General features: G+C 42.7%; 1 protein-coding gene. It reads right to left on the bottom strand.

The features are described from left to right. A partial coding sequence (locus OGV77_RS00055; protein ID WP_353655752.1) for a DUF6708 domain-containing protein occupies positions 1-295 on the bottom strand: 295 nt, incomplete at both ends.

Below are 295 nucleotides of genomic sequence, written 5' to 3' on the forward strand. Positions count from 1 at the left end.
TCGTAAATATAGACTTTCTGCCGCTTACGGTTTAGGCGCACGGGCGTACCGCGGGGCGTGTGATAGGTCATTCTGATCAAAAGTTTAAATAAAGAGAGAAAAAAAATCAGGCCTAACAAAGAGCCTAAAGAGATCATTATATTCCATCCGAATAAAGCGGGGCTGATTAAATAAAAGAGCATAAATGGCACTAAAAGGAAGGCAAAAATATCACCGCCGCCCCATGAGATCTGATTCTCATAGCGGGGAATTTCCAGCCAGATATCATTCTTTTCGTTCAGCCAGATAGCATTGG

It is taken from the genome of Citrobacter sp. Ce129, from assembly GCF_030334545.1.
Classification (GTDB): Bacteria; Pseudomonadota; Gammaproteobacteria; order Enterobacterales; family Enterobacteriaceae; genus Citrobacter; species Citrobacter europaeus.